Raw genomic sequence first — 24,249 nt, 5'->3', positions numbered from 1 at the left:
GCTTCCTCTACTTCGTCCAGGCCGAGATGGGATTGCCCAGCCAGCGCGAGTCGGCGGGAACCGCGTCACCCCTGGTCACCAGAGACCCCGGTCCGACGGTCGTCCGCGCGCCGATGCTCGCGCCAGGAAGCACGATACCGTGCGGCCCGAGCGTCGCTCCCTCGTCCAGGGTCACCGGCGACATCGTCATGATCCGGTCGTGGAACAGGTGCGTCTGCACGACACAGCCGCGGTTGATCGTCGCGCCGTCGCCGAGGCTCACCAAGTCCGACTCGGGCAGCCAGTACGTCTCCAGCCACACCCCGCGGCCGATCTTGACGCCCATGGTCCGCAGCCACGCCGGAAGCAGCGGAGTGCCGCCGAGCGAACCGATCAGCCACGGCACGGCGAGCGCCTCGACGAAGGTGTCGGCGAGTTCGTTGCGCCAGACGAACGAGCTCCACAGCGGGTGGTCGACCGCGCGGAACCGGCCGACCAGCAGCCACTTCATCGCGGTGGCGGTCAGCGCGGCGGCGGCACCGGCGGCCAGCAGCAGCGGCCCGCCGAGCAGCACCGCGACCAGGAACCCGAAGGACGAAGCGAGCGCGAAGATCCCGGCGGCGACCAGCACGGTCAGCGCGACACCGCACATCACCGGCACGATCCGGCACAGTTCGACGAGCGCGCGGGCCGCCTTCAGCCGCAGCGGCGGCGTGTACGTGCGGCTCGTGTCGGACTCGCCGACCGACCGGCGGACCGGCAGCGGCGGCATCCCGAGGTACGAGGAGCCCTTCTTCGCCTTCAGCGGAGCCGAAGACAGCACGCCGACCAGACCGCGTTTGGGCACCGAACGGCCGGGCGCGGCCATCCCCGAGTTGCCGAGGAACGCCTGCTTGCCGATCCGCGCCGGCGCGACGTGCAGCCAGCCGTGGCCGAGTTCGTAGGTGGCGACCATGGTGTCGTCCGCGAGGAACGCGCCACTGTCCACCTGGGTCATCTTCGGCAGCGCGAGAACGGTGGACGCTTCGACGTTGCGGCCGACCTTCGCCCCGAGCATCCGGAGCCACACCGGGGTGAACAGGCTGGCGTACAAGGGGAACAGCCCCTCACGCGCCATACCCATCAGCCGTTCGGTCGCCCAGACCTGCCACGCGACGCGGCCGTGCACGGGGTGGTAGCCCTCGACCATGCCGATGCTCAGCGAACGGACGCCGACGAGCACGAGCAGGGCGTACGCCAGGAAGTACGCGACGGTCGCCAGCGGCGTGAACAGCAGCGCCTGACCGAGCGCGGCGCCCAGCGAAGGCGTACCGGCGATCGCGTAGCCCAGCACCGCGACGGCGGGCAGGGCGGCGACGGCGGGCAGCAGCCCCAGCGCGACCGAGGTCGCGCCGTACACCGACGCCCAGAAGCGTGAACGCGGCGGGCGGCTCGACGGCCACTTCAGCGCGTCCTTGGCGGCGCGGGCGGCGGGCGCACCGGCCCAGCGCTGCCCGGTCGGCACGTTGCCGCGGACGGTCGACCCGGCCGCGATCTCCGCGCCCTTGCCGATCCGCGCGCCGGGGAACAGCGTGCTGCGCGCACCGATCCGCGCGTCGGCGCCGATCCGGATCTTGCCGATGTGCACGAGGTCGCCGTCCACCCAGTGCCCGGTCAGGTCGACCTCGGGTTCGATGGCGGCACCGCGGCCGAGTTTCAGCATGCCGGTGACCGGCGGCGGCGAGTGCAGGTCGACGTCCTTGGCGATCCGCGCGCCGAGTGCCTTGGCGTACGTCGTCATCCAGGAAGCGCCGGCGACACTGTCCGCGCCGCTGAATTCAGCGAGCTTCTCGGCCGTCCACAGTCGCAAGTGGACGTTCCCGCCACGCGGGTAGCTTCCGGGACGGACACCGCGCAGCAGCAGCCGCGCACCGGTCGCCGAGATCGCGATCCGGCCCGCCGGGCTGAACAGCGCGACCCACGCGACGGCGATCCACACCCAGTTCAGCGTCGGCGCCCAGGCGAAACCGGCCAGCGACAGCACGTTCGACAGCGTCGCGGCGATGGTCGTCCAGCGCAGGCCGACCAGGCCCATCAGCGGGATCGTCAGCAACGACTGGATGATCCCGGCCTTGCGCGGGGTCGGGGCGATGTCGCGTCGCTCGGTCTTCTGTCCGCTCAGCGCGTCCAGCATCGACGCGAGCGCGCCGAGCTTCGGGTTGGCGTAGATGTCGTTCACCGACACCTGCGGGTGCCGGGTGCGGATCCGCGCGATCAGCTGGGCGGCCGTCAGGCTGCCGCCGCCGTTGGTGAAGAAGTCGGCCTTCGGGTTGTCGACCGAGACACCCAGGATCTCCGCCCAGCCTTCGGCGAGCCAGCTCTCCGTCGGCGACAGACCGGATTTCGCGGCGTCCACAGTGGACAGCGGCCAGGGCAGGGCGTTGCGGTCGACCTTGCCCGAGGTCCGCGTCGGCAGGTCTTCGACCAGCGCCAGCAGCGGGACGAGCGCGGCGGGCAGCTGCTCACGCAGCCTGGTCGCGGCCTCGTCGTGGTCGAATTTCACGCCTTCGGCTGGCACGACGTACCCGACGAGCACCTGGTTGCCCGCCTTGGTGCGGCGGATCGCGGCGGCGGCACCCTGCACTCCGGGCAGCGCCTGGAGCGCGGCGTCGACCTCGCCGAGTTCGATGCGGCGGCCGCCGAGCTTGACCTGCTCGTCGAGACGCCCGAGGAACAGCAGGCCCTCGGCTTCGGCGCGGACCATGTCACCGCTGCGGTACGCGCGGCGCCAGCCCAGCGACGGCAGCGGCGCGAACTTCTCGGCGTCCTTCTCCGGGTCGAGGTAGCGGGCCAGGCCCACACCGCCGATGACCAGCTCGCCGGTCTCCCCCATCGCGACCGGGTCGCCCGCTTCGTTGACGACGGCGAGCTGCCAGCCGACCAGCGGCAGGCCGATCCGGACGGGCCCTTCCCCGGTCATCTGCGCGGCGCAGGCGACGACGGTGGCCTCGGTCGGGCCGTAGGTGTTCCAGACTTCGCGGCCTTCGACGGCGACGCGTTCGGCCAGCTCGGGCGGGCAGGCTTCGCCGCCGAAGATCAGCAGGCGGACGTCTTCGAGCGCGTCGGCGGGCCACAGCGCGGCCAGCGTCGGAACGGTCGAGACGACGGTGATGCCCTGAGCGACCAGCCAGGGGCCGAGGTCGACGCCGGTGCGCACCAGCGAACGCGGCGCCGGGACCAGGCAAGCGCCGTGGCGCCAGGCGAGCCACATCTCCTCGCAGGACGCGTCGAAGGCGACGGACAGTCCGGCGAGCACGCGGTCGCCGGGACCGATCGGCTCCTCGGTGAGGAACAGCTGGGCCTCGGCGTCGACGAAAGCGGCCGCCGAGGCGTGCGAAACCGCGACGCCCTTCGGCTTACCGGTCGAACCGGAGGTGAAGATGATCCAGGCGTCGTCGGTCGGCGCGGGCGAACCCTCGACGCCGCCCGGCGAGCCGAGGACGGTGATCACGCCGCCGTCGGTGAGGACGGCGGCGACGTCGGCCTCACCGAAGACCAGTTCGGCGCGCTCGTCCGGGTCGTCCGCGTCGACCGGCACGTAGGCGGCGCCGACGGACAGGATGGCGAGGATCGCGACGTAGAGCTCGGCGGTGCCGGAGGAGATCCGGACGCCGACCCGGTCGCCGACGCCGACGCCGTTGGCGGTCAGCTTGCGGCCGTAGGCGTCGATCTCCTCGACGAGCTTGCGGTACGACAGTGTGGTCTCGCCGTCGTCGATCGCGCCCGCGTTGGGGTGGCGGGCGGCGGTCTCGGCGAGGATGTCGATCAGTGTGCGCTCACCGGCGCCGAGACCGGACCAGAACAGGGCACGGTCGGCGACGGGAGCCGGGGACGGGGCGACGGTGACGTCGGCGACACAGGCGATCGGCCGGGAATCGGCGGTCAGTGTCATCGGCTCATCACCACGGGCAGGGCATAACCATGGGCGCGCAAGCCCATCACACACCTTTCGCGAAGTGCGTCATTCGGGCTCGCTCTCCGAATGAGGCGCCCGCTAGCAGACCAATCACTTTACCGCAGGTGAACGACATATCTCGGGAGGGTCTCGGCAGAGTGTCGAAGCTCACCGGCGGACACGCCGAAACCCGAGGTCATCGACGTGTCCACCCTGTGAACTATTCACCTACATAGTGAGAATTCAGCGAGTCTTCGGTTTTCCGGCCGATTTACCGGCCGCTTTTCCGCCGACCTTGGGCCGTTGCTTCTTTTCGCGTACCCGGACATTCACCCGTACGGGGCTGCCCTCGAAGCCGAATCGCTCACGGAACTTGCGTTCGATGAACCGGCGATAGCCCGCCTCGAGGAATCCGGTGGTGAAAAGGACCAGCGTCGGCGGCCGAATGCCCGCCTGGGTCGCGAAGAGCACCTTCGGCTGCTTGCCGCCACGCACCGGCGGCGGGGTCGCGGCGATGAGGTCGGCCAGCCAGCCGTTCAGCTGACCGGTCGGGACGCGCTGGTCCCAGGACTTCAGTGCGGTCCGCAGCGCGGGCGCGAGCTTACGGACGGACCGGCCGGTGAGCGCCGAGATGTTGACCTTGTCCGCCCACGGCACCCGGACCAGGCCGCGTTCCAGTTCGCGGACCATGGCGTGGCGGCGGTCCTCGTCGACGAGGTCCCACTTGTTGAAGGCGAGCACGCACGCGCGGCCCGCCTCGACGACCATCGTCAGCACCCGCAGGTCCTGCTCCGAAAGCGGTTCGGCGGCGTCCAGCAGCACGATCGCCACCTCGGCGGCGTCGATCGCGGTCTTGGTCCGCAGCGACGCGTAGTACTCCGCGCCATTGGCCGAGTTGACGCGCTTGCGCAGACCCGCCGTGTCGACGAACCGCCAGATGTCGCCGTCCAGTTCGACCAGCGAGTCGACCGGATCGACGGTGGTACCGGCGACCGAGTCCACGACGGAGCGTTCTTCGCCCGAGATCTTGTTCAGCAGGCTGGACTTGCCCACGTTCGGCTTGCCGACCAGCGCGACCCGGCGCGGGCCGGCGGTGGCGCGTTCGCCGTCGCGCGGCATCGACGGCAGCGCCTTGACGATGGCGTCGAGCAGGTCACCCGAACTGCGGCCGTGCAGCGCGCTGACCGGATGCGGTTCGCCGAGGCCGAGCGACCACAGTGACGCGGTGTCGGCGAGCAGGCGGTCGTCGTCGACCTTGTTGGCGACGAGCAGCACCGGCTTCTTCGAGCGGCGCAGCACCTTCGAGGCGGCCTCGTCGGTCGCGGTCGCGCCGACACTGGCGTCGATGACCAGCAGCACCGCGTCGGCGGTGGCCATCGCGATCTCGGCCTGCGCGGCGACGGAGGCCTGCAGCCCGGTCGCGTCCGGCTCCCAGCCGCCCGTGTCGACCAGGGTGAACCGGCGGCCCGCCCAGAAGGCGTCGTAGGCGACGCGGTCCCTGGTCACGCCGGGGACGTCCTGCACGACCGCCTCGCGACGGCCGAGGATGCGGTTGACCAGGGTCGACTTGCCCACGTTGGGCCTGCCGACGACGGCGAGGACCGGCTGCGCGAGCTGCGCTTCCTCCTCGGCCTCGCCCGCGGCGATCTGGGCGTCCAGCGCGGTGAATTCGGACTCGTCGGACCAGGAGCCGTCGACCTCGCCGACTCCGTCAAGCTCTGTCATTGCTTACTTCACATTCTGTCGCGTGTCTTGGAGCCCGTGCTCCAAGCGCCATTCGTCCAGTGCCTTCACGAGGTCCGCGAGCGCGAGGCGAAGCCGCTCGGTTCCCTCCTCCAGCCCTGTCCTTCCCTTCCCGATCTCGGGAGTGAAAGGTTCGCCGACCATGATGTCGACGCGTGGCCGCCAACGCCTCTTGGCGCCGGCGGGTTTGTACGTCCCCCGAGTGGCGACCGGAACCACGGTCGCCTTCCCGGCGCGGACCAGGAAGGCCGCGCCGCGCTCGAAGTTTTCGGCGTCACCGAGTCCTCGGGTGCCTTCGGGGAAGATCCCGACCGCACCGCCGTCCTCGAGCACCTTGACCGCCATCATCAGCGGTTTGCGGTCCACCGCACCCCGTTTCACCGGGATCTGGCCCAGTTTCGGGAAGAACCAGCCGACGAACCCCCGGAAGAGTTCGGCCTTGACCAGGAACGCGGTGCGCCGCGAGAACATTCCGAACAGCAGCGCCGGTTCCGCCATCGAGCTGTGATTGGCCATGAACACCACCGGCCCGGACGCCGGAACGCGCTCGGCGCCGTGCACCCGGACCCGGAACGCGGGCCGGACGATGAACTTCGAGATCCCCCGGCCGAAGGTGTGGTACGGGTCGCTCGCGCCCTCGGGCAGTCCTTTCGCGCTCACCGCGCGGCCTCGGCGGGGCAGCCTTCGAGAATGCCGCGGTGCAGGGCCAGTTCCGCCAGCGCGACGATCACCTGATCGATGTTGAGCGCCGAGGTGTCCACCTCGACGGCGTCATCTGCCGCGCGCAGAGGCGAAGCCGCCCGCGTGGAGTCCAGGCGGTCGCGCCGTTCCACCGCCGCCTTCGCGACATCCACGGTGGATTCACGACCGGCGGCGGAGTCCTGCGCGCTGCGGCGCGCGGCACGGACCTCGGCCGAGGCGGTGAGGAAGATCTTGAGCGGGGCCCCCGGCGAGACGACGGTGCCGATGTCACGGCCTTCGACCACGATGCCGCCGACCCGGCCGAGCACCTCGTCGATGATCTCGCGCTGCCGGGCGACCAGCAGTTCTCGGACCGCGGGGACGGCCGAAACCGGGGACACCGCCGTGGTGACGTCCGAGCCGCGGATCTCGGCGGCGACGTCCTCGCCCGCGAGGGTCACGGTCGCTTCGTCGGGGCTGGTCCCGATGCCGAGTTCGGCCTTCCTGGCGACGTCGGAGATCGCGTCCGCGTCGGCCAGGTCGGTCCCGGCGCGCAGGACGGCGAGGGTGACCATGCGGTACATCGCGCCCGTGTCGAGGTAGCCGGCGCCGAGCTTCGTCGCGAGCTTCCGCGAAACCGTGGATTTCCCGGTCCCGGACGGGCCGTCCATCGCGACCACACCACGCAGGGCTCCCGCCACCGAAACTCTCCTCAGCTCATCCGTCGCTCATCTGATCGACGTCCATTCTGCCTGGTGGCGAACGACACGCCTCAGCCGCCCACGGCGAAGTCGCCGAATCTGCCCGCTAGCGCCGCTAGACAAACTATCGACACTATTGCTAGCGTTCACATTGTTCCTAGCGCTGCTAGCTTCCGGAGTCGGAGACCATGACCAGAATCAAGATCGCTTACGGCCTGTCCATCGCCCTCGTGCTCTTCGTCCTCTACTTCGGCACCGGTTACGTGTTCTTCCCCGCGACCCAGACCGGCGGCTTCGGCCTGCCTGTCATGCCACCCGAAGGCGATCCGATCCTCGCGGTCAAGGGCGTCCGGGACATCGGCACGGCGCTCGTGCTGCTCGCGCTGCTCCTGTTCAGGAATGTCCGCGCGGTGGGCTGGGGGCTGCTGGCGCTGGCGTTCATCCCGGTCGGCGACATGCTGATCGTGTTGACCCACAACGGTTCCCCCGCCGCCGCGTTCGGCATCCACGGCGCGACGGCCGCGGTGATGGTGCTGATCTCGGCGTTGTTCCTGATCCGCCCGGCGCAAAACGGACAGTGAGTTATCGTTGTTCACGTGAACGTCGAAGTGACCCCGCTCCCCGGAATAGGCGTCCGCAAGGACTTCGCCACCCGCCACGGCCGCCGTGTGGGTGTGGTGACCCATCGTGACGGACACGTCGAGCTGATCGTGTCCAAAACGGACGATCCCGACGCCTGTCTGGCCTCGCTTCCGCTCACCACCGACGAGGCGGGCGCGCTGGCGAATCTGCTCGGCGCGCCCCAGCTGGTCGCCCAGCTCACCGAAGAGCACCGGGACCTGCCTGGCATCAACACCAAGCAGCTCCCGATCAAGTCGTCGTCACCGTTCGACGGGCGGACGCTGGGCGACACGGCCATGCGGACGCGGACGAGCGTCTCGGTCGTCGCGGTGATGCGGGCAGGCCAGGTGCACCCCTCCCCCAACCCGGACTTCAACCTCACCGCGGGCGACGTGCTCGTCGCGGTCGGCACGTCCGAAGGTCTCGAAGCCGCCGTCAAGATCTTGAAGTACGGCTGATCGCGGATGGATCACACCGCACTGTCCTTGATCGAACTCGGGGCGGTCTTCTTCGGGCTGGGCGCGTTGGGACGCCTCGCCGGGAAGATCGGGATGTCCCCGATCCCGCTGTACCTGATCGGTGGCCTGTGCTTCGGGCAGGGCGGGCTCATCCCGCTCGGCGACATCGGTGACTTCACCCACCTCGCCAGCGAGATCGGTGTCGTCCTGCTGCTGCTCCTGCTGGGCCTGGAGTACTCGGCGGCCGAACTGTTCACCGGGCTGAAACGCTCGTGGATGGCGGGCGTCGTGGACATCGTGCTCAACGCCGCGCCGGGCGCGATCGTCGCGCTCATCCTCGGCTGGGGCCCGATCGGCGCGATCGTCATGGCGGGTGTCACGTACATCTCGTCGTCCGGGATCATCGCGAAGGTACTCGGCGACCTCGGGCGGCTCGGTAACCGGGAAACGCCGGTGGTGCTGTCGATCCTGGTGTTCGAGGACCTGGTGATGGCGCTGTACCTGCCGATCCTCACCGCGGTGCTCGGCGGCGTGAGCTTCCTCGGCGGCCTGAAGGCCGTCGGGATCTCGCTGATGGTGATCACGGTCGTCCTGGTGATCGCGCTGAAGTTCGGCCGGTACGTCTCCGCGGCGGTGGACAGCCCGGACCGCGAGGTCTTCCTCCTCAAGGTCCTCGGCGCGGCCCTGCTGGTCGCCGGCGTCGCCTCGGCGATGCAGGTTTCGGCCGCGGTCGGCGCGTTCCTGCTCGGCATCGCGATCTCGGGTTCGACGGCCGAGAACGCGACACACATGCTCGAACCGCTGCGAGACCTCTTCGCGGCCGTGTTCTTCGTCGTGTTCGGGCTCAACACCAACCCCGCCTCGATCCCGCCCGTACTCGGCTGGGCGGTCGTGCTGGCGGTGGCGACCACCCTCACGAAGGTCGGCACCGGCTGGTGGGCCGCGCGGAGACAAGGCATCGGGAACATGGGCCGGGCGAGAGCCGGGGCCGCGCTGGTGGCACGGGGCGAGTTCTCGATCGTCATCGCCGGGCTGGCGGTGGCGGCGGGCGCGGTGACCGGCGAACTCGCGGCGCTCGCGACGGCGTACGTGCTCCTGATGGCGATCCTCGGCCCGACGGCCGCGCGGATCGTGGAACCGGTGGCCCGCGCCTTGCAGCGCCTGCCTTTCGGCTCGAAGAGCCCCGCCTCCCAAACCGGCTGACCCTTCGGTCCCGAGTGGCGATTCGGGTTCTACTGGGCCGAAAGTCAAAGGTGGCGTGTCGAGCGGATCTCGCGTGATCAGAGGCGGATCTCGCGTGATTGGAGACGGAACTCGCGTGATCAGACACCGCACACCCGAGATCGCCGTCTGATCACGCGAGTTCCGCCTTCAAGCACGTGAGTTCCGCCTCCAAGCACGCGAGTCACGTCTCCCGTCCCGGCGCCCCCCACTCACCTGAAGTACATGAAGGCCCCCTTCCTTGCGCCTAGGTACAGGAAGGGGGCCTTCACGGACTGGACCTGCGAACGACTTAGCCGCGTTCCAGGCCTGAGACGGTCGCCGGAGCGATCTGCGCCGGAGCCACCGGAAGCGCCGCCGGAACGGCCGACGGACCCGAGCCCACGACCGGCAGCGCCAGCGAGGTCTTGCCGAGGTCCACCGTGATCTTCGGGTACTGCGACGGCCCCGAGATGAACGAGCCGTCCGTCCCGCCGATGATCAGCGCGAGCTGATGTCCTTGCGGGACAACGTGATCCGTACTCGCCAGCCGGAACGTCATGGTGTACGGCTGCCCCGGCGTCAGCGGCGACTCCTGGCTCAGCGAACGGTAGTTGGCCAGATCCGCCCAGCCGCGGCTGATGACGTTCAGTCCCACCGAGACCGCGTCAGTGCTCGTGTTCAGGTAGCAGGCGTCGTTGCCCGTCGCGCTCGAACCCCAGCACGACTGCGTCAGCTCGTTCTTGATGCCTTCCTTGGGCCCGGTGTAGTTCCGGATGGTCGCCGGGCCGTAGTCCACCAGGATCGCCGAAAGCCGCGCCGTGGAGGTCGACGGCGTCGCGGTCACGGTCACCTTCGCCGTCCCGGACACCTGGAGGTCCTTCGCGAGCGCGCCGGTGCTGAACAGCACGCGTCCGCTCGCGGTCTCCGTTGGCCTCGCGGCCCAGCTGTTCGACGTCTGACCCGAGGAGTCCGTGAACGACGCCGTCCCCGTTCCCGCGGTCGTCCCGAGCGTGCCGACACCCGGAGTGCTGCCGGACGCGGGACGCAGGGTGACGGCGTTCCCCGCGGGCCACGCGGCCTGGTCCACCCAGACGTCGGGCTCGCGTTCCACGCTCGCGCCGGGGGTCTTCTCGATGCCGTTGTCGACGCCGAGCAGGTAGTGGTCGAACCACTTGTGCAGGGTGTCGACCCAAGCGGACCGCCGGTAGTCGAACGGATCGACGTGGCCGGCCTGCGTCAGCCACACCTTGCGCTCGACGTTGAGCGCTTCCCACCACTGCCCGAAGTTGATCGTCTTGACGTTCAGGTCACCCAGGCCGTGCGAAGCGAGCACACTGGCCTTCACCTTCGAGGCGCTCTGTACGTAGTCCCTGTCGAGCCAGAACGCGTTGTAGTCGCCGTTCGAGGTCGCGCCCGCGGTGAGCTTCTGGTTCGCCGCGCCGCAGTTCTGCCCGCCGTTGCGCTGGGACACGGTCTGTGCCAGCCCCGCCGGGCTGCCCTGGCGCAGGCTCGCGCCGTCGGAGCGGTAGTAGTCGTACCAGGAGCTGATGGCGCCGATCGGCACGATGGTCTTGAGCCCGTCGACGCCGGTCGCGGCGACACCGTTGGCCACCGTGCCGTCGTAGGACTTCCCGATCATGCCGACCGCGCCCGTCGACCAGGACGCGTTCGTCCTGGCCGAACCGGTCGCGGTCGTGTAGCCGTTCGCCCGGCCGTTGAGCCAGTCGACGACCTTGCGCGCCGAGTTGATGTCCGAGGGCCCGCCGATGTCGGTGCAACCGCGGGACTTGTTGGTACCGGCCAGATCCACCAGTACCACGGCGTAGCCGCGGGGCACGAAGAAGTTGTCGTAGTAGAGCGGGAACCCGACCGGCCTGCCCGACGGGTCGTAGGTCTTGAGCTCGCTCTCGTTGCCCCGCCCGCAGCACGAGTAGTACGGGCTCGCGTCCATGATGACCGGGACCTTCGTGCCCTGCGCCGCCGGTTCCTTCGGGCGGATGATGTCGGCGGCGACCCGGTCGGAGCGGCCGTCGCCATCCCCGTCGAGGCCGATGTCGACCCAGGCCGTCTCGCGGACGGCCTGGGCGAAGTCGTAGACCGGTTCGCTGCCCCGCGGTTTCGCCGCGGACTGCGGCGCCGCGACCACGGCCGCGGCGACCGCCAAAATCCCTGCCAGCACGACTGTTTTCACGGTTGAGCCCTTCCCCGTCGGCTGAAAGCCCGTCAAGAAGAGCTAAACGCGATGAACACCGGTGCAGTAGAGCGGAAAGTCTTAGAGATCGACGGCGCGGTAGAGCGAGCCGACCTCTCCCCGGTTCAGCCGCCGGACCGAGCCCGACCGCTGGTTGCCGAGCTGGACGTCGGCGAGCGCGGTCCGGACCAGTTTGCGCACCGGATGCCCGGTGGCCGCCATCAGCCGCCGCACGATGTGCTTGCGGCCCTCGTGGATGACCAGTTCGATCTGGGTCCGCCCGGCCAGCATGTCCTTGACCCGGAACTGGTCGACCTTGATGATGCCGTCCGGCAGCTCGAACCCGGCGCGCAGTTCCTTGCCGAGGCCCCGCGGAACGATGCCCTCGACCTCGGCGAAGTAGGTCTTCAGCACCTGGAACGAGGGGTGCATCAGCCGGTGGCCGAGGTCGCCGTCGTTGGTCATCAGCAGGAGACCTTCGGTGTTCTCGTCGAGCCTGCCGACGTGCACGATTCCGGGAGTCTCCTCCCACCGGCCGCGCAGGTAGTCGCCGACGCACGGGCGGCCGCGGTCGTCACTCATCGTGCTGTGCACGCCCTTGGGCTTGTTCAGCACGAGGTAGACGAGGTCCTCGCGGACCTGGACGCGGGTGCCGTCGACGTGGATCACGGAGTTGTCCGGATCGACCCGGCGGCCGAGTTCGGTGACCACCTTGCCGTCCACGCTCACGCGACCACGCACGATCAGGTCCTCGGCCGCGCGCCGCGAGGCGACGCCTGCCTGCGAAAGGACCTTCTGCAGCCGAATGCCGTCGGGATGCGGGTCAGATGTCATCGATGGTGTCCACTTCGGGTAGCAACGGAGCGATGGGCGGAAGGTCGGCCAAGGACGAGAGGCCCAGTCGCTCCAGGAACAGCTCGGTCGTCACGTACAGCGTGCCAGTGGTTTCGGGGTCGGTCCCCATCTCCTCGATCAGGCCGCGTGCCAGCAGCGTCCTGATCACCCCGTCCACGTTCACCCCTCGGACGGCGGCGACCCTGGCCCTGGTCACCGGCTGCCGATAGGCGATCACGGCGAGGCTCTCCAGTGCGGCTCGCGTCAGCTTGGAACGCTGGCCGTCGAGCAGAAGCTTCTCCACGAACGGGGCATAGACGTCCCTAGTGTAGAACCGCCACCCTTCGCCGACTCGGCGCAGGTCGATTCCGCTGGACCGGTCCGTGAACTTCTGCGACATCGTGCGCAGCGCCACGGTCACCCGCGACTCGGGCTGACCGACGGTCTCGGCGAGCGATTCCTCGTTGATCGGCGAGTCGACGACCAGCAGCAACGCCTCGAGTGCCGCTTCGAGCACCTCGTCGGAGGTGACGTCGGGGTAGTCGCCGTCACCGGCCGCCACAAGCCCTTCGTCAGCGGGCGGCTCGGCGACAGGCGCGTCGGGCTCCGAAGTCTCTTCGGGCTCCACCGGGGTCTCTTCGGTCTTCTCGGTCTCTTCGGGGCTCACCCGTACTCCTCGTCCTCGACGGCGGCGCGGTCGTGTTCGGCCGCCACCGACGCCTCCGCCACGGACCCGCCGGTCCAGCGCACATGCAGTTCGGCGAGCGCCTCCAGCTGCTCGAACTGGACCGAAGACTCCCGGTACAGCTCCAGCAGCGCGAGGAACCGCGCCACGATCTCGACGGTGTGCTCGCAGTCCTCGACGAGCTCGCTGAAGGTCGCTTCGCCCCGTTCCGCGAGCTTGAGCCGCAGCAGCGCGGCGTGTTCGCGCACCGAGACCCGGCCCATGTGGATGTGCGCGATCGACACCGTCGGCGGCGGCTTCGGCTTGAAGACCGCGACCGCGATCTCGGAGAACTTCCCCACGTCGACGCCGAGCATCACCTCGGGCAGCAACCCCATGAACCGGTCTTCGAGCGCGACCGAACGCGGGTAGCGCCGCAGCGCGCCTGCCTCCAGCTCGCCGAACAGCGCCGCGACCTGCTTGTACGCCCGGTACTGCAGTACGCGCGCGAACAGCAGGTCCCGTGCTTCGAGCAGGGCGAGGTCGTCTTCGCTCTCCACCTCGGCGGCGGGCAGCAGCCGTGCCGCCTTGAGGTCGAGCAGGGTCGCCGCGATGACCAGGAACTCGGTCGTCTCGTCGAGGTTCCAGTCCGTGCCGAGCGCGCGGGTGTAGGCGATGAAATCGTCCGTGACCCGGTGCAGCGCGACTTCGGTGACGTCGAGCTGGTGCTGCGAGATCAGCTGGAGCAGCAGGTCGAAGGGGCCCTGGAAGTTCGCCAGGTTCACCTTGAACTTGGACGTGCTCAGCTCTTCACTGGCCAGTCCTTCGGGGACCATCCCGCCGTGCACGGTCTCGTGCACGGCGGGGGTCTCGTCTGCTTCTGTCCGCTCGACCGGCTCCGGGCCGCTGGGAGCAGCCGCGGCCGGGTCGTCCATCAGCTCTCGGTCTCTTTCCCGTCCTCGCTGCCCGCCCGCAATCGCTGGACGAGTACCGACTCCTCGCCCGCCGCGTCGAAGTCGGCCAGCAGCACGGCCACCGCCTCGCGGACCAGCCTGCCGCGGTCGAGCACGAGCCCGTGCTTCGCCCGGAGGTTCAGCCTGGCCTGCTCCATCGCCAGCAGTTCGTCGCCGGAGACGTAGACGGTGATCTTCGCGTCGTGCTTGGTCCTCCCCGAACCGCTGCGCGCGGCACGGGTCAGCTGGTCTTTGTGCGCTGTCTCGTCCCCGGAACCGTTCCCGTTGCCGCTCCCCGTCGAGGGGGCCGGCTGCGCGGGCGCGGGCGGGAGATCGAGGGCCGGGCTGGAGGTGATCCTGAAAAGTTCGGACGCTCCGGGCAGGGAAGCTCGCCTGCTCACCGAGCGATCACCTCGCGTGCCAGCGCGCGATAGGCCGCCGCGCCGGCCGATTTGGGAGCCCACGTCGTGATCGGCTCGCCCGCGACCGTCGTCTCGGGGAACCGCACGGTGCGGTTGATCACCGTGTCGAACACGGTGTCGCCGAATGCCTCCACCACTCTCGCCATGACCTCCTTCGAGTGCAGGGTTCTCGGGTCGTACATGGTGGCGAGAATCCCGGTGATGTCCAGTTTGGGGTTGAGGCGTTCCTGCACCTTCTCGATGGTGTCGATCAGGAGCGCTACGCCTCGCAGACTGAAGAACTCGCACTCCAGCGGGATGATCACACCGTCCGCGGCGGTCAGTGCGTTCACCGTCAGCAGGCCTAGCGAGGGCTGGCAGTCGACAAGAACATAGTCGTAGTCGTTCATGACCGGACGAAGCACCCGTAACAAAGTGTGTTCGCGCCCTACCTCTGCGACCAACTGGACCTCGGCCGCGGACAGGTCGATGTTGCTCGGCAGCAGGTCGACGCCGTCCACCCTGGTCTTCCGGATGACGTCGGTGATGCTGACCGAGCGCTCCATGATGACGTTGTAGACCGTCTGGTCCAGTTCGTGCGGCTGAATGCCGAGGCCGACCGAAAGCGCGCCCTGGGGATCGAAGTCGACCAGCAGCACCCGGCGGCCGCATTCGGCCAGCGCCGCGCCGAGGTTGATGGTCGAGGTGGTCTTGCCGACCCCGCCCTTCTGGTTGCACATGGCCATCACCAGTGCGGGACCGTGCCGCTCCAGCGGCCGCGGTTCGGGGATCTCGCGCAGCGGGCGGCCGGTCGGGCCGATGCCTTCCCTTTCGCGTTCCTGCTGCTTCGTTTCTTTGGCGCGTTTGGCCTTGCGGCCACGGGAAGAGATCGTGTCCTCCGACGGTTCGTCGCCGTCGTGTTCGGCGGGGGTTGCGATGGTCACCTGGTGGAGGCTCGCCGCGGCCGAACCAGCGGACGCGGACGGCTTCGCCGGCTCGTTCGGTGTCGACATGGCGCGAAATCTCCTCCTCGGCAGGGTCGTCGGCAGCCTATGCGCGATTCGCGAGTCGTGACAAAGAGGCTCGCCGGGACCGACAGGGTCGATTAGCCGAGCGCGCGGGGATGTGCTGTCGCGTAGACCTCGCGGAGCGTGGTGACCGTGACCAGCGTGTACACCTGGGTGGTGGTCACCGAAGCGTGGCCGAGCAGTTCCTGCACGACACGGACGTCGGCGCCGCCTTCGAGCAGATGCGTGGCGAAGGAGTGGCGCAACGTATGCGGGGAGACGCCTGCCGTGATGCCCGCGGATTCCGCGGTGTCCTTGAGAACCTGCCACGCGCTCTGCCGGGAAAGCCTGGAGCCGCGGGCGTTCAGGAACATCGCCGGTGTCCCCCGTCCGCCCGCGGCGAGCGCCGGCCGCGCGCGGACGAGGTACGCGTGCACCGCTTCGAGCGCGGGACGGCCGATCGGCACGATGCGCTGCTTGCCACCCTTGCCGTCGAGCAGCACGGTCCGTTCGGCGTCGTCGATGTCGTCGACGTCGAGCCCGACGGCCTCGGAGATCCGAGCGCCGGTGGAGTAGAGCAGTTCGAGCAGCGCCCGGTCCCGCAGCGGCCGTTCGCCCTCGGGCGGCGGGGTTTCCAGCAGTCTCAGCACGTCGTCCACCGGCAGCGCCTTGGGCAGCCGCTTGGCCGCCGCGGGCGGGCGGACCTCGCGGGCCGGGTCGTTCTCGGTGATGCCGTCGGCGTGCGCGAACTTGTGCAGCCCGCGCACCGCGACCAGCGCACGGGCCGCCGAGGACGCGGCCAGCGGCTGATGGTCGTCGTCGCCCTCACGCAACGCGGCGCCGAACGAGGTGACGTGCGCCGGGGTGACATCGGTGAAGCGCTCGACGTCGGCGCCGCCGAGATACGCGGTGTACCGCCGCAGGTCACGGGAATAGCTGTCGAGGGTGTTCCGCGCGGTTCCGCGTTCGACCACCAGATGGTCGAGGTACGCGGCGACCACCTGGGCGACTCCGGCACCGCCAGCCCGTGACACACGGACACTCTAGGACCACCGGGCCACGATCGGGGGTTCGCCGCGCGTACCACGCCGCAGGTGTGAAACGGGCTACCTTGTGAGCATGTCCCAGCAACCGGACCCGGAGGAGATGCGCGTCGGCACCGCCGAGCGCGAAGAGGCGGCGCGTCTGCTCGCCGACCACTACAGCCAGGGGAGGATCACGCCGGACGAATACGAGGGCCGGGTCCTAGCCGCGTACGAGGCGGCGACAATCGGCGAACTCCGGCCGCTGTTCCAAGACCTGCCCGCGCCGCATCCGGCGTACCTGGGACGGCCGCGGTTCGAGCCGCCGCCGGTCGTCCCCGCCTACCAGCAGCAGGCCGTGCTCGTGCCGTACTCGCCGAAGTCGAAGGTCGCCGCCGGGGTGCTGCAGATCGTGCTGCCGTTCGGGATCGGGCGCTTCTACACCGGCCATGTCGGGATCGCGCTCGCCCAGCTGGCGGTCGTGGTGTTCACCTGCGGCATCGGGGTGGTCTGGCCGATCGTCGACGGGATCGTGCTGCTGGCGAACGGCGGCACCGACGCGCAAGGCCGCCGTCTGCACGACTAGGGCCTCCCCCGCAGACGTTGTGAAAGCCACTTTCACAACGCTGAAGGTTGCGAAAGTGGCTTTCACAACGCCACACACCGCCGGACAGCGTCGGTGCAGGGGTCGTGAATGGCAAGGCTGGTTAGAACGATCCTTGCCACTTACGAGTCCTAGAGGCCGCGCGAAGCGAACTTCGTCGGCCTGTCCTCCCAAGGAGCGTCCGAAGGCCGCGTCGAAGCAGCTCCCGTGAGCACCGCGTGCGCGGCGAGCACACCGCCGACGGTCGCCCCGTTCACCAGCTCACCGGCCAGCGCCATCCGGACCGCCTCGGCGAGCGGGAACTTCCGCATGACGAGGTCGGCCTCCTCCTCGCCGAGAACCTCCCTGTCCACTTCGGACAGTTCGCGGGCGAGGTAGACGCGGACGACCTCGTCGGTGAAGCCGGGCGACGCCGCGACGTCGACCAGGGTCTCCCAGCGCCCGGCGCTGAGCCCGACCTCTTCGACCAGCTCGCGTTTGGCCGCGCCGACGGGGTCCTCCCCCGCCTTGTCGATCAGCCCGGCGGGCAGTTCCCACAGCCGCCGCCCGATCGGGTGACGGTACTGGTGGATCAGCGTCACCGCACCGTCCTCGTCGAGCGCCAGGACGGCGACGGCGCCGAGGTGCTCGACGACCTCACGGCGAGCGGTGCCGCCGCCGGGCATCACGACCTCGTCGACCCGCAAGCCCACGACGCGTCCGATGTGGACGTCCCTTGTGGACGCGACGGTGAACTCGTGCTTGCCTGGCTCGGTCACCGGGCTCCCGTCTGAGCCGTCTCGGGCAGCTCGACCGGCAGCCGCTCGGCGACCTTGCGGTCCACGACCGCCTTCACGAACGCGCTGAAGAGCGGATGCGGCCGGGTCGGGCGGCTCTTGAGCTCCGGGTGCGCCTGGGTGCCGACGAAGAACGGGTGCTTGTCGGCTGGCAGCTCCACGAACTCGACCAGGTGGTCGTCGGGCGAGGTGCCCGAGAACACCAGACCGGCGTCGGAAAGGCGCTTGCGGTAGGCGTTGTTGACCTCGTAGCGGTGACGGTGCCGCTCGGAGACCTCGGTGCTGCCGTACGCCTTCGCGACCTGCGAGCCCGGCTTGAGCTTCGCGATGTAGGCACCGAGCCGCATCGTTCCGCCCATGTCGCGCTCGCCCGCGACGACGTCGCGCTGGTCGGCCATCGTGGAGATGACCGGGTTCGGGCCGTCCTCGAACTCGGCCGAGTTCGCGTCCTTGATGCCCGCCAGGTTCCGCGCCGCGTCGATCACCATGCACTGCAGGCCGAGGCACAGTCCCAGCAGCGGCAGCCCGTGGGTGCGGGCGTAGGCGATGGCGCCGACCTTGCCCTCGATGCCGCGCACGCCGAACCCGCCCGGAACCAGCACACCGTCCACATCGGACAGCGCGGCGGCCGCGCCGGCCGGGGTCTCGCAGGAGTCCGAGGGGACCCAGGAGATCTGCACCTTGGCGCGATGGGCGAAGCCGCCCGCGCGCAGCGCCTCGGTCACCGAAAGGTACGCGTCCGGCAGGTCGATGTACTTGCCGACGAGCGCGACCCGCACCGTCTCCGACGGGTTGTGCACGCGGTCGAGCAGGTCGCCCCACACGGTCCAGTCGACGTCGCGGAACGGCAGCCCGAGACGGCGCACCACGTAGGCGTCGAGCGCCTCACGGTGCAGCACCTTCGGGATGTCGTAGATCGACGGCGCGTCGGGGCAGGCGATGACGGCCTCGGTGTCGACGTCGCACATCAGGCCGATCTTGCGCTTGAGGTCCTCCGGCAGCTCACGGTCGGCGCGGCAGACGAGCGCGTCGGGCTGGATGCCGATGTTGCGCAGCGCGGCGACCGAGTGCTGGGTCGGCTTGGTCTTCAGCTCGCCCGACGGGGCGAGGTACGGGACCAGCGAGACATGGAGGAAGAAGCAGTGATCGCGGCCGACGTCGTGGCGGACCTGACGGCAGGCCTCCAGGAACGGCAGCGACTCGATGTCGCCGACGGTGCCGCCGACCTCGGTGATCACGACGTCCGGGCTGTTCCCGTCCTCGTCCGCGCCCGCCGCGGCGGTGATCCTGGACTTGATCTCGTCGGTGATGTGCGGGATGACCTGCACGGTGTCGCCGAGGTACTCACCGCGGCGCTCCTTGGCGATGACCTCGGAGTACACCTGTCCGGTGGTGACGTTGGCCTTGCCGTCGAGAGCCCGGTCGAGAAAACGCTCGTAGTGCCCGATGTCCAGATCGGTTTCGGCGCCGTCGTCGGTGACGAACACCTCACCGTGCTGGAACGGGTTCATGGTGCCTGGATCGACGTTGAGGTACGGATCCAGCTTCTGCATCGTGACCCGGAGCCCACGTGCGGTAAGGAGCTGACCCAGGCTGGAAGCCGTGAGTCCCTTACCCAGAGAGGAGGCAACGCCTCCGGTGACAAAGACATACTTGGTAGCCCGCGACTGAAGTCCCACGGGCTTCCACCTTATCGCACGCCCGCCGAAGCGCTCACCGGCCACGCCGCAAGCGTCCGATGGAGTGGAAAACCGCTACCCTCGCGACGTGACAGACGCGCACGACACCTGGACCGCACCGGTCGCGGAAGGCCCGCTGGACGCCGACATCCGCGTCCCCGGTTCGAAGTCGATCACCAACCGGGCCTATGTCCTCGCCGCGCTCGCCAGCGCGCCGACGCGGGTGCGGACCCCGCTCGACTCCCGTGACGCGCGGCTGATGCTCGGCGCCATCTACGCCCTCGGCGCGCACTCGCAGGGCAGCATCGGCGGCTACCTCGTGCACCCGCTCGGTCCCGGCCGCGTCCATCCCGACGAGACCGTCCGGGTGGAACTCGGCAACGCGGGCACGGTCGCCCGGTTCACCCCCGCGCTCGCCGCGCTGGGCACCGGCCCGGCACTGTTCGACGGCGACGAGGCCATCCGCCGTCGTCCGATCGGGCCGCTGCTGAAGGCGCTGCGCGGTCTCGGCGCCCGCATCGACGACGACCGCCGCGAGGCGCCACCGTTCACCGTCTACGGCGAAGGCGGCCTGCGTGGCGGCAAGGTCGATCTGGACTCCTCCGCGTCGAGCCAGTTCCTGTCCGCGCTGCTGCTCGCGGGCCCGTCGTTCCAGCAGGGCGTCACCGTGCGCCTGGTCGGCGGCGCGGTGCCGAGCGAGCCGCATATCGCGATGACCACCGAGATGCTCCGCCGCTTCGGGGCCACTGTGGACCGCGAGGGCGCCGAATTCCACGTCGCCCCGACGAGGCTCTCCTGCCCCGAGTACATCGTCGAGCCGGATCTCTCGACGGCGGCACCGTTCGTCGCCGCGGCGGTCGCGACCGGCGGCACGGTCCGGATCGCGGGCTGGCCGCAGCGGACGACCCAGCCTGGCGACTGGCTCCGCAGCCTGCTGCCCGTCCTCGGCGCGACGGCCGAACTCGACGCGGGCGGCCTGACGGTCACCGGCAGCGGCACGATTCCCGGCGTCGAACTGGATCTGCACGACGTCGGCGAGCTGACGCCGGTGATCGCGGCGCTGCTCTGCTTCGCCGAGGGACCGTCGATCATCTCCGGGGTGGCACATCTGCGCGGTCACGAGACCGACCGCCTGACCGCGCTCGCCACCGAACTGTCGTCGCTCGGCGCCGACGTCCGCGAGACCGAAGACGGGCTGCGGATCACGCCGGCGCCGCTGCACGGCGGGAAGTTCCACACCTACGACGATCACCGGCTGGTGATGGCGGCCGCCGTCCTGGGGCTGCGCGTCGAAGGGCTCGAAGTGGAGAATCCGGGGACGGTCGGGAAGACCTTCCCCGAATTCGCCGAAGCCTGGACCTCGATGCTCGGCTAGCCACCGGCGAACGGCGAGCCGCGCCACAGGGCGAGGGTCCGCAGCAGGTCTTGAGGACTGAGGTGCGGGTCCGGGTGGTCGTGAGTGGTAAGTGTCGTAGGGCGGAGCAGCATTTACCTGCCCACGCCTGACCTGTGCGTGGGTGGCGGTTCTGCGGATGTCGGGCTCGACGGTCGCAGGCTCGCGCCGGTCTCGTTCAACGGCCGGAATCTTCCCCGCTCGACCGCCAGTCGCACCAGTGGGTAGGTAAATACGAGTCCGTGAGAACGACACTTACGCTCACGACCACCCGGCGCCGATAGCCACTCCACGGACAGCCACCGGCGAGGGCGCCAGGCGGTTCAGCCCGCGGAGCGTTCTCCGTCGTCCTCCGGGAACAACGTTTTCAGCGTGACCGCGCGGTTCACCCGCACATGCTCGACAGCGTGGGCCCGCGCGCGATCCGCGTCACCCGAAGCGATCGCGTCGTAGAGGCGGCGGTGCTCGTCGAGCAGTTCGCCCCAGTGCTCGTTCTGGCTGGTGAGCCAGCGCAGCCTGCCCTCGAGCGGGCGGAGGATCTCGTGCAGCAGCCCGTTCCCCGCCAGCGCGACGATCTCGTCGTGAAAGCGGGTGTTGAGCAAGGTGATGCGGGCCGGGTCGCCACTGTCGGTGGCACGCGCGGCCTCGGCGAGCAGACGTTCGAGCACACGGAGTTCCGGTTTACCCGCCCGTTCGGCGGCCAGTCCGGCGGCGAGCCCTTCGAGCGCCTCCCGGACGTCGAACAGCTCCTCGACGTCGGCCTTGGCCAGGTGGCGCACGACGATGCGCCGGGGTGACTGGACGGCGAGGAACCCTTCGGCCTCCAGGCTGCGGATGGCCTCGCGCACCGGGACCCGCGAGACACCGAGGTCTTCGGCGAGTTCCCGTTCGACCAGCCGGTCCCCCGGCTTCAACCGTCCGTCGAGGATCCGTTCGCGCAGCTCGTCGCGGACCCGCTGCCGGGTCGCGGCCAGCGGCTGCCGCGGTCCTTCCTCGGCCACCCGACCCCCTCTCTCAACACTGCTGTAACAGCCCGTAACCCGAGTTTATCGGCAGAAACCTTGACGGCGGGCCACCGCGGGGTGATATTTGGGATGCCAAATTTTGGGATACCAAATCGACCGGAGTTACCCGTCGATCGGAGGCCCGTATGACCGCCGCCCCAGCCACCCGGACCGAAGGCCACGCAGCGGATCAGCCCGATCCCCGGCTTTGGAACGAGGATCTCGCCCCGGCGAAGGAACGCCGCTGGAAGGTCTACGACATCTTCGCGCTGTGGATGTCGGACGTGCACAACCTCGGCAACTACACCTTCGCGGCGGGCCTGTTCGTCCTCGGGCTGTCGGCGTGGCAGGTCTTCACCGCGCTGCTGACCGGCTTCGTGCTCATCTACTTCGGCATGAACCTGATGGGCCGGATCGGGCAGAAGACCGGCGTCCCCTTCCCCGTCGTCGCCCGCCTCAGTTTCGGCACCTTCGGCGCGAACCTGCCCGCGCTGATCCGCGCGATCATCGCGATCTTCTGGTACGGCATCCAGACCTACCTCGCCTCCGTGGCCATCACACTGCTCGTGCTCGCGATCGATCCAGGGCTGAAACCGTTGACAGAGGTGGGTTTCCTCGGTCTGCACGCCCTCGGCTGGATCTGTTTCGTCGCGCTGTGGCTCGCGCAGGCGCTGGTGCTCACCCGCGGTATGGAGGCCGTGCGGAAGTTCCAGGACTGGTGTGGTCCCGGCATCTGGGTCGTGATGATCGCGCTCGCGGTGTGGGTGCTGGCCGCGGCGGACTGGAACATCTCCTTGACGAGCAACCCGAAGTCACTGTCCACAGGGGAGCAAGTACGGCAGTGGTTCGGCGCGGTGGGCCTGATCCTGTCGATCTACGGCACCCTGATGCTCAACTTCTGCGACTTCTCCCGGTTCGCCCCGAACCAGAAGACGGTGCGGCGCGGCAACTTCTGGGGTCTGCCGATCAACTCGACGGCGTTCGCGCTGCTGTCCGTGCTCGTCACCGCCGGCAGCCTCCAAGTGTTCGGCCAGGCCATCACCGACCCGGCCGAACTGCTGGCCCGCATCGACAACACGCCGGTGCTGATCATCGGCGCGCTGACCTTCGCGATCGCCACCATGGGCGTGAACATCGTCGCGAACTTCGTCTCCCCCGCCTACGACCTGGCCAACATCTGGCCGAAACGGATCACCTTCACCATCGGCGGGATGATCAGCGCGGTCGCCGCGTTGTGCGTGCTGCCGTGGAAGCTGTACTCGTCGCCCGCGGTGGTCAACTACTTCCTCGGCGGCCTCGGCGCCTTCCTCGGTCCGCTGTTCGGCATCATGATCGTGGACTACTACCTGGTGAAACGCGGCCGGATCGACGTCGACAAGCTGTTCGTCGCCGGACCGGATTCGCCGTACCACTACAAACGCGGGTTCAACCCGCGGGCGATGGTCACGTTCCTGCCGACGGCGGCGTTGGCAGCGGTCATCGCCCTGGTGCCGTTCTTCGCCCCCGCCGCGCCGTACTCGTGGTTCATCGGCACCGGTTCCGCGGCGGCGCTCTACTTCGTGGTGTCACGCAAGCAGCGGGCCGCGTGATGCGGATCCTGGTGACCAATTGCAACACCACCGAGGCCATGACCAAGGAGATCGAGGCGGGCGCCCGTGCCGCGGCGAGCCCCGGCACCGAAATCCTGGCCAGAACGCCCTTGTGGGGCCCGGAATCGGCGGAAGGGTGGCTGGACAGCTTCTTGAGCGCCGCGGCCGTCCTCGACCTCCTGAACGGGCTGGACGAACCGTTCGACGCGCTCGTGATGGCAGGCTTCGGCGAGCACGGACGGGAAGGCGCCAGGGAACTGCTCGACGTCCCCGTCGTCGACATCACCGAAGCGGCCGCGCATCTGGCTTGCCTGCTGGGAAGACGCTACGGCGTGGTGACCACATTGGACCGGACGTGCGGGCTGATCGAAGACAGCCTGCACGCCTCGGGTGTCGCGCAGAACTGCGTCGGCGTCCTCGGTGCCGGGCTCGGCGTCCTCGAACTGACCGACGAACGCCGGACGGAATCGGCGCTCCTGACCGCCGGGCGCCGTGCACGGGACGCGGGCGCGGAGGTCCTCGTCCTCGGCTGCGCCGGGATGACCGGCCTCGATCGCCGCATTTCGGCGATGCTCGACATCCCGGTGATCGACGGCGTCGCCGCGGCGGTCCGCCTGGCCGAATCGCTGGTGGCGCTGAACCTCAAGACCAGCCGGGCAGGCTCCTACGCTCGCCCGCTCCCCAAAACCCGCACCTGGCCCACCCCTCGCCCACGCGATTAGTCACCTGGATGCGAGTCTCGGCAGGGCCCCGTGCGCTCACGTTGCGAAAGCCACTTTGGGGACGTCAGACGCTGCGAAAGTGGCTTTCGC

22 protein-coding genes are annotated in these 24,249 nt (G+C 69.3%); 8 read left to right on the top strand and 14 right to left on the bottom strand.

What is annotated here, in order from left to right; translation table 11 throughout:
- Nucleotides 1-7: 7 nt before the first annotated feature.
- The 4 genes from AMYAL_RS0127495 to cmk all read right to left on the bottom strand — a co-directional run bounded on the left by AMYAL_RS0127495 (nucleotide 8) and on the right by cmk (nucleotide 7,017).
- Entirely contained in the window at nucleotides 8-3,910 is a 3,903-nt protein-coding gene (locus AMYAL_RS0127495) for a Pls/PosA family non-ribosomal peptide synthetase (protein ID WP_020634488.1), read from the bottom strand.
- A gap of 246 nt (nucleotides 3,911-4,156) precedes the next feature.
- Nucleotides 4,157-5,638, bottom strand: a complete 1,482-nt coding sequence (gene der / locus AMYAL_RS0127490) for a ribosome biogenesis GTPase Der (RefSeq protein WP_020634487.1) — start codon at nucleotides 5,636-5,638, stop codon at nucleotides 4,157-4,159.
- A 3-nt stretch (nucleotides 5,639-5,641) separates the two neighbouring features.
- Nucleotides 5,642-6,316, bottom strand: a complete 675-nt coding sequence (locus AMYAL_RS0127485; protein ID WP_020634486.1) for a lysophospholipid acyltransferase family protein — start codon at nucleotides 6,314-6,316, stop codon at nucleotides 5,642-5,644.
- Nucleotides 6,313-7,017, bottom strand: coding sequence for a (d)CMP kinase (gene cmk / locus AMYAL_RS0127480; RefSeq protein WP_020634485.1), 705 nt, complete (start codon nucleotides 7,015-7,017; stop codon nucleotides 6,313-6,315). Before cmk ends, AMYAL_RS0127485 begins: the two co-directional genes overlap by 4 nt.
- A gap of 209 nt (nucleotides 7,018-7,226) precedes the next feature.
- On the opposite strand from cmk, the gene AMYAL_RS0127475 reads away from it, so the two are divergent.
- From AMYAL_RS0127475 to AMYAL_RS0127465, 3 genes are read left to right on the top strand one after another with little or no spacing between them, the layout of a single operon-like run.
- A complete protein-coding gene (locus tag AMYAL_RS0127475) occupies nucleotides 7,227-7,619 on the top strand; it encodes a DUF4267 domain-containing protein (protein WP_020634484.1) in 393 nt (130 codons plus the stop codon).
- A 15-nt stretch (nucleotides 7,620-7,634) separates the two neighbouring features.
- Nucleotides 7,635-8,117 (top strand): cation:proton antiporter regulatory subunit, encoded by a 483-nt coding sequence (locus AMYAL_RS0127470; RefSeq protein WP_020634483.1) that lies wholly within the window; start codon nucleotides 7,635-7,637, stop codon nucleotides 8,115-8,117.
- A 6-nt stretch (nucleotides 8,118-8,123) separates the two neighbouring features.
- Nucleotides 8,124-9,320 (top strand): cation:proton antiporter, encoded by a 1,197-nt coding sequence (locus AMYAL_RS0127465; protein WP_020634482.1) that lies wholly within the window; start codon nucleotides 8,124-8,126, stop codon nucleotides 9,318-9,320.
- A gap of 310 nt (nucleotides 9,321-9,630) precedes the next feature.
- On the opposite strand, the gene AMYAL_RS0127460 is transcribed toward AMYAL_RS0127465, so the two are convergent.
- The 6 genes from AMYAL_RS0127460 to AMYAL_RS0127435 all read right to left on the bottom strand — a co-directional run bounded on the left by AMYAL_RS0127460 (nucleotide 9,631) and on the right by AMYAL_RS0127435 (nucleotide 15,307).
- On the bottom strand, nucleotides 9,631-11,499 hold the full coding sequence (locus tag AMYAL_RS0127460; RefSeq protein ID WP_020634481.1) for a Xaa-Pro dipeptidyl-peptidase: 1,869 nt from the start codon (nucleotides 11,497-11,499) through the stop codon (nucleotides 9,631-9,633).
- A gap of 93 nt (nucleotides 11,500-11,592) precedes the next feature.
- A complete protein-coding gene (locus tag AMYAL_RS0127455; protein WP_020634480.1) occupies nucleotides 11,593-12,345 on the bottom strand; it encodes a pseudouridine synthase in 753 nt (250 codons plus the stop codon).
- Complete coding sequence (scpB, locus tag AMYAL_RS0127450) at nucleotides 12,335-13,012, bottom strand: SMC-Scp complex subunit ScpB (protein ID WP_020634479.1); 678 nt, start codon at nucleotides 13,010-13,012, stop codon at nucleotides 12,335-12,337. Before scpB ends, AMYAL_RS0127455 begins: the two co-directional genes overlap by 11 nt.
- Nucleotides 13,009-13,944 carry a segregation and condensation protein A gene (locus tag AMYAL_RS0127445; protein WP_020634478.1) on the bottom strand — a complete coding sequence of 312 codons (936 nt, stop codon included), beginning with the start codon at nucleotides 13,942-13,944 and terminating at the stop codon, nucleotides 13,009-13,011. The genes scpB and AMYAL_RS0127445 overlap by 4 nt, the downstream gene beginning before the upstream one ends.
- A complete protein-coding gene (locus AMYAL_RS0127440) occupies nucleotides 13,944-14,363 on the bottom strand; it encodes a hypothetical protein (RefSeq protein WP_020634477.1) in 420 nt (139 codons plus the stop codon). Before AMYAL_RS0127440 ends, AMYAL_RS0127445 begins: the two co-directional genes overlap by 1 nt.
- A complete protein-coding gene (locus AMYAL_RS0127435) occupies nucleotides 14,360-15,307 on the bottom strand; it encodes a ParA family protein (RefSeq protein ID WP_245193075.1) in 948 nt (315 codons plus the stop codon). The genes AMYAL_RS0127440 and AMYAL_RS0127435 overlap by 4 nt, the downstream gene beginning before the upstream one ends.
- On the opposite strand from AMYAL_RS0127435, the gene AMYAL_RS50415 reads away from it, so the two are divergent.
- The gene (locus AMYAL_RS50415) at nucleotides 15,300-15,437 is read left to right on the top strand and encodes a hypothetical protein (protein ID WP_245193073.1); all 138 of its coding nucleotides are present in this window, start codon (nucleotides 15,300-15,302) and stop codon (nucleotides 15,435-15,437) included. The two genes, AMYAL_RS0127435 and AMYAL_RS50415, sit on opposite strands and share 8 nt — an antisense overlap.
- A gap of 31 nt (nucleotides 15,438-15,468) precedes the next feature.
- Here AMYAL_RS50415 and xerD read toward each other — a convergent pair whose 3' ends face one another.
- The gene (xerD, locus tag AMYAL_RS0127430) at nucleotides 15,469-16,371 is read right to left on the bottom strand and encodes a site-specific tyrosine recombinase XerD (RefSeq protein ID WP_020634475.1); all 903 of its coding nucleotides are present in this window, start codon (nucleotides 16,369-16,371) and stop codon (nucleotides 15,469-15,471) included.
- A gap of 118 nt (nucleotides 16,372-16,489) precedes the next feature.
- Between xerD and AMYAL_RS0127425 the strand changes: the two genes are divergently transcribed.
- The gene (locus AMYAL_RS0127425) at nucleotides 16,490-16,978 is read left to right on the top strand and encodes a DUF1707 domain-containing protein (protein ID WP_020634474.1); all 489 of its coding nucleotides are present in this window, start codon (nucleotides 16,490-16,492) and stop codon (nucleotides 16,976-16,978) included.
- 149 nt (nucleotides 16,979-17,127) lie between these two features.
- Here the strand turns inward: AMYAL_RS0127425 and AMYAL_RS0127420 are convergent, their stop codons facing one another.
- Nucleotides 17,128-17,754: an NUDIX domain-containing protein gene (locus tag AMYAL_RS0127420; RefSeq protein ID WP_020634473.1), complete on the bottom strand. Its 627-nt coding sequence runs from the start codon at nucleotides 17,752-17,754 to the stop codon at nucleotides 17,128-17,130.
- Entirely contained in the window at nucleotides 17,751-19,451 is a 1,701-nt protein-coding gene (locus AMYAL_RS0127415) for a CTP synthase (protein ID WP_084702160.1), read from the bottom strand. Before AMYAL_RS0127415 ends, AMYAL_RS0127420 begins: the two co-directional genes overlap by 4 nt.
- 88 nt (nucleotides 19,452-19,539) lie before the next feature.
- On the opposite strand from AMYAL_RS0127415, the gene aroA reads away from it, so the two are divergent.
- Complete coding sequence (gene aroA / locus AMYAL_RS0127410; RefSeq protein WP_020634471.1) at nucleotides 19,540-20,826, top strand: 3-phosphoshikimate 1-carboxyvinyltransferase; 1,287 nt, start codon at nucleotides 19,540-19,542, stop codon at nucleotides 20,824-20,826.
- A gap of 341 nt (nucleotides 20,827-21,167) precedes the next feature.
- On the opposite strand, the gene AMYAL_RS0127405 is transcribed toward aroA, so the two are convergent.
- Nucleotides 21,168-21,845, bottom strand: coding sequence for a GntR family transcriptional regulator (locus AMYAL_RS0127405; RefSeq protein ID WP_020634470.1), 678 nt, complete (start codon nucleotides 21,843-21,845; stop codon nucleotides 21,168-21,170).
- A 149-nt stretch (nucleotides 21,846-21,994) separates the two neighbouring features.
- On the opposite strand from AMYAL_RS0127405, the gene AMYAL_RS0127400 reads away from it, so the two are divergent.
- Both AMYAL_RS0127400 and AMYAL_RS0127395 read left to right on the top strand, forming a co-directional pair.
- Nucleotides 21,995-23,437 carry an NCS1 family nucleobase:cation symporter-1 gene (locus AMYAL_RS0127400; RefSeq protein ID WP_020634469.1) on the top strand — a complete coding sequence of 481 codons (1,443 nt, stop codon included), beginning with the start codon at nucleotides 21,995-21,997 and terminating at the stop codon, nucleotides 23,435-23,437.
- Complete coding sequence (locus tag AMYAL_RS0127395) at nucleotides 23,437-24,159, top strand: aspartate/glutamate racemase family protein (protein ID WP_020634468.1); 723 nt, start codon at nucleotides 23,437-23,439, stop codon at nucleotides 24,157-24,159. Before AMYAL_RS0127400 ends, AMYAL_RS0127395 begins: the two co-directional genes overlap by 1 nt.
- The last annotated feature ends 90 nt before the right edge of the window (nucleotides 24,160-24,249 follow it).

It is taken from the genome of Amycolatopsis alba DSM 44262 (assembly GCF_000384215.1).
Lineage (GTDB): Bacteria > Actinomycetota > Actinomycetes > Mycobacteriales > Pseudonocardiaceae > Amycolatopsis > Amycolatopsis alba.
Note: the sequence above shows the minus strand (reverse complement) of the source record. Positions and strands in the feature narration are given on the sequence as shown.

Bases quoted from the DNA above. Each gene is read 5' to 3' on its own strand.
- AMYAL_RS0127495 (WP_020634488.1), bottom strand. From the start codon at position 3,910: ATGACACTGACCGCCGATTCCCGGCCGATCGCCTGTGTCGCCGACGTC.
- der (WP_020634487.1), bottom strand. From the start codon at position 5,638: ATGACAGAGCTTGACGGAGTCGGCGAGGTCGACGGCTCCTGGTCCGAC.
- AMYAL_RS0127475 (WP_020634484.1), top strand. From the start codon at position 7,227: ATGACCAGAATCAAGATCGCTTACGGCCTGTCCATCGCCCTCGTGCTC.
- AMYAL_RS0127465 (WP_020634482.1), top strand. From the start codon at position 8,124: ATGGATCACACCGCACTGTCCTTGATCGAACTCGGGGCGGTCTTCTTC.
- AMYAL_RS0127455 (WP_020634480.1), bottom strand. From the start codon at position 12,345: ATGACATCTGACCCGCATCCCGACGGCATTCGGCTGCAGAAGGTCCTT.
- AMYAL_RS0127445 (WP_020634478.1), bottom strand. From the start codon at position 13,944: ATGGACGACCCGGCCGCGGCTGCTCCCAGCGGCCCGGAGCCGGTCGAG.
- AMYAL_RS50415 (WP_245193073.1), top strand. From the start codon at position 15,300: ATGGTCACCTGGTGGAGGCTCGCCGCGGCCGAACCAGCGGACGCGGAC.
- AMYAL_RS0127425 (WP_020634474.1), top strand. From the start codon at position 16,490: ATGTCCCAGCAACCGGACCCGGAGGAGATGCGCGTCGGCACCGCCGAG.
- AMYAL_RS0127400 (WP_020634469.1), top strand. From the start codon at position 21,995: ATGACCGCCGCCCCAGCCACCCGGACCGAAGGCCACGCAGCGGATCAG.
- AMYAL_RS0127395 (WP_020634468.1), top strand. From the start codon at position 23,437: ATGCGGATCCTGGTGACCAATTGCAACACCACCGAGGCCATGACCAAG.